Source organism: Rhodocaloribacter sp., assembly GCF_056451265.1.
Window position 1 is genome coordinate 1 of record NZ_JBWOPL010000091.1, and the last position, 3,642, is coordinate 3,642.

Annotated in this window: 3 protein-coding genes; 2 read left to right on the top strand and 1 reads right to left on the bottom strand. The window is 58.1% G+C overall.

The window, feature by feature from the left end; all coding sequences use genetic code 11:
- Positions 1–1,203: dihydrolipoamide acetyltransferase family protein (locus AC1HIY_RS15150; RefSeq protein WP_479577640.1), on the top strand; the 1,203-nt coding region annotated here is incomplete at its 5' end.
- 267 nt (positions 1,204–1,470) lie between these two features.
- A complete protein-coding gene (locus AC1HIY_RS15155) occupies positions 1,471–2,430 on the top strand; it encodes a tyrosine-type recombinase/integrase (protein WP_479577641.1) in 960 nt (319 codons plus the stop codon).
- Positions 2,431–2,684: 254 nt separating this feature from the next.
- Here AC1HIY_RS15155 and AC1HIY_RS15160 read toward each other — a convergent pair.
- Positions 2,685–3,642, bottom strand: a 958-nt coding sequence (locus AC1HIY_RS15160; protein ID WP_479577642.1) for a hypothetical protein, incomplete at its 5' end; no start/stop codon positions are given.

Genomic DNA, 3,642 nt, shown 5'->3' on the forward strand with positions numbered 1-3,642 from the left:
GTGCTCAAGGAGATCCTCGTCCCGGAAGGTGAGACGGTGGAGGTCGGCACGAAGATCGCCGTCATCGCCACGGAGGCCGGGGCCGCGCAGACGCCCTCCCCCGCGCCCCCTGCCCCCCGGGTGGCCGAGACGCCCGCGCCCGCACAGGCGCCTGCGCCGAAAGCCGCGCCTGCGCCGAAAGCTGCGCCTTCGGGTGACGGCGCCGTGGCCGCCCCGGTGGAAGCGGGAGGGGGCATCGCCCGCCAGGACGCCAACGGACGTTTCTATTCGCCGCTCGTGCGGTCCATCGCCGAGAAAGAGGGGCTGACGATGAGCGAGCTCGCCGCCATCCCCGGCTCGGGCCGGGAGGGCCGCGTGACCAAACAGGACGTGCTTCGATACCTCGAAACGCGGAAGCGCTCCGCCGAAGCGCGTCCCGCCGAAGCGCCGGCTCCGCCCGCACGTCCCGCCGCGCCCCCCCCGGCTCCGGTGGTGCGCGCCGGCGAGAGCGGTCGCGTCGAGATCATCGAGATGGACCGGATGCGGCAGATCATCGCCGAGCACATGGTCCGCTCGAAGCAGACCTCGGCGCACGTCACCTCCTTCGCCGAGGCCGACGTGACGAACCTCGTGCGGCTGCGCGAGCGCAACAAGGAGGCGTTCTTCAAGCGGGAAGGCGTCAAGCTCACCTTCACCCCCTTCTTCGTATACGCCGCCGTCGAAGCCCTGCGCGAGCATCCGATCCTCAACGCTTCGGTCGAAGGCAAGCGCATCATCGTCAAACACGACTTCCACATCGGCATTGCCGTCGCCATCGAGCGGTCGGGGCTGCTCGCGCCGGTCATCCGCAACGCCGGGCATTTGAACATCGCCGGCCTGGCCCGTGTGGCCGCCGACCTCGCCGCGCGCGCCCGGAGCAAACAGCTTCAGCCGGACGAACTCCAGGGCGGCACGTTCACCGTCACGAACATCGGCTCGCTCGGCTCGATCATGGGCACGCCCATCATCAACCAGCCGCAGGTCGCCATCCTCGCCACCGGGGCCATCAAGAAACGCCCCGTCGTCATCGAGGACCCGGGCCTCGGCGACATCATCGCCGTGCGCCACATGATGTACCTCTCGCTCTCGTACGATCACCGTATCATCGACGGTGCGATGGCCTCGTCGTTCCTCCAGAAGCTCGTCTCCGTGCTCGAGTCGTTCGATCCGAACGGAGAGGTGTGAGGGGGGAAGCGATTAAATCCGGGAATCTGAAAGGCCGTTATTGACAATGTCCGAAGCGGACCCTTGATTATGGGGAAGTCGTCCCCGTGGTCGAGGGTCCGTTATTTTTATGAGATTTGGACGCCGGAGCGGGGCGCGGCTTTCAGGTATGGCGTGAAGGGTTCGCTGCTCCTTCGGCGCGTGGTTCCGGCGTGTGGAGCCCCGTTCGAGAGATGCGGAACGGATGCGCCATCGTTAGGCCGTCAGCGCACGATCCCCGGGGTTTCCATGACGAGCAAGGCATCGGGTCCGTCCCCACCACCGCTTCAACTCACGTTGACCGAGGTGCAGCATCGCATCCAGGATTTCCTCCGCGAGTATTTGAAGGAGAAAAGCCCGGAGACGGTGGGCACGTACCGCCGGTCGCTCCACGAGTTCGAGCGCTGGTTCGTGCTCCGGAAGCGGGAAGGGGGCAGGCACTTCACGGTGGACGGGGTGGAGGCGTACAAAAAATATCTCATGGAGACGCGCGGGTTGCACCAGGTGTCCGTCTCCACGTATCTGACGGCGCTGCGACGGTTCTGCCAGTATCTCGTAGACATCGGGCTGCTCGCGGAGAACCCGGCGCGCGCGGTCAAGGGCAACCGACGGCCGAGCACCCACTCGCGTTCGGTGCTCACGAAGACGGAGATCGACCGCCTGCTCGACGTCGTCGATGCCGTCACGCAGATCGGCAAGCGGGATCGCGCCATCATCTACATGATGCTCTTTGCCGGGTTGAGCGAGATCGAGATCGTCCGCGCCGACCTTCAGGATCTGGAGCAGACGCTCATGGGCTGGTATCTCCGGGTGCAGGGCAAGGGGCGCACCGTCAAGGATCAGCAGGCTCCCGTCGACCCTCCGGTGATGGACGCGATCCGTCTCTACCTCGACACGCGCGGGCGCATCCGCCCCGAAGATCCGCTGTTCGTTTCACACGGGCGCCGTTCCGAGGGGCAGCGCCTCAACACCCGCTCGGTGCGCAGCCGGATCAACGGGTATCTCAAGAAGGCCGGCCTCAAACGCCCCGGCATCACGCCGCACAGCCTGACGCATACGGCCGCGTTGCTCTGGCTCAACGACGGCATGAGCGTCGAGGAAGTGCGCCAGCGCATGCGCCACGGCACGCTCGACACGACGATGATCTATTTCAAGAAGCAGGGCCTGTTGACGCGGACCCCGGAAGAGATGAAGGACCTCGGAGGCTGAGCCGAAGGGCGGGATCCTGCCGGAAACGGCGAAGAGACCATGGACAGGATCCCCTCCGGTCTCTGAGCGACCGGGGACCCCCTCCCTCCTTCGGAGGCCTTCCCCATGAGAAGGGGGAGGGTTATGGAGTGGCGTCGGAAGTGCAGGCTTTGGAGCTCCTCCCCTTATGACGGGGAGGTGGCCCCGACGGGGTCGGAGGGGTCTTGTCTGCTTGAAAATAATGATTGAATCATATTAACGTTTAATAATGATAGTTATTGATCAAAATCAGTCTTACCATACAACTTATTAGAAGGGTTAGGATTGCTTGATATTATGTAACCAGCAGGAAACATACCGTTAATAGCCATTATTGCTTGTCCTGCAGGAGTTAATACAAAACCAGAAGAATCAGGACGTGAAAGACCTCCCTGAAAAATAGTTGCTCCTGATAAAGAAGCAAGATAATCATCAACATAAAGGAAACCAAGAGGGATTTTTACTCCGTTAACAATACCAAATGAATTTAACATGTAAGCCTCTAAGCCCGAACGATTAGTATAAGTACCAACCAAGGATGTCGTGCCTATAGTAAGATTGAAATCAGGATCTCTTGCGAAAACATGCACGTTACGAGTGCCGAAATTACCCTGCCATAAAGAATCACGGCGAAAAACAACTTTTAAAGGATCAGTAAGAAAATTATCGTATATAGGCGGTAATAAAGGAGATAATTCTAAAAAAGTACTGATTTCACTCTCAGGCCAGGGAGGTGAAGTGCCTCCGGGGAATAAGTGAACCCCGTAAACAAATAATAAAGAATCATTTACAACACCATTATTAACTATGGGATTGGGGCGGATAAGAGCGCCACCAAATCGTCGATTATTCAAATAAAAATTCACCACTCCACGAGGACCTCCAAGTAAACGACCTAAACCAATATCATTGCCAGAAGCTAACTTTTCAGTTGGAATAACAACAACAAAAGCAGAATCAAGACTCTCAACATTTAAGGGTTTTATCTGACCAGAAGTACCTCCGCCAAGAAAATTGTCAAAATGAGGAATAAGAGATTTGTGAATAGCATAAAAATTAGATAATATAATATTGTCAACAATATTATTAAAAAAGCCGTTAACCCGGGTATAATCAGCTATAGCATCAGGAGATAACAGCCCGCGTTTAAGAAATTCGCGGATATAATGCGTTCCGCCAGGACCTGTAATGCTT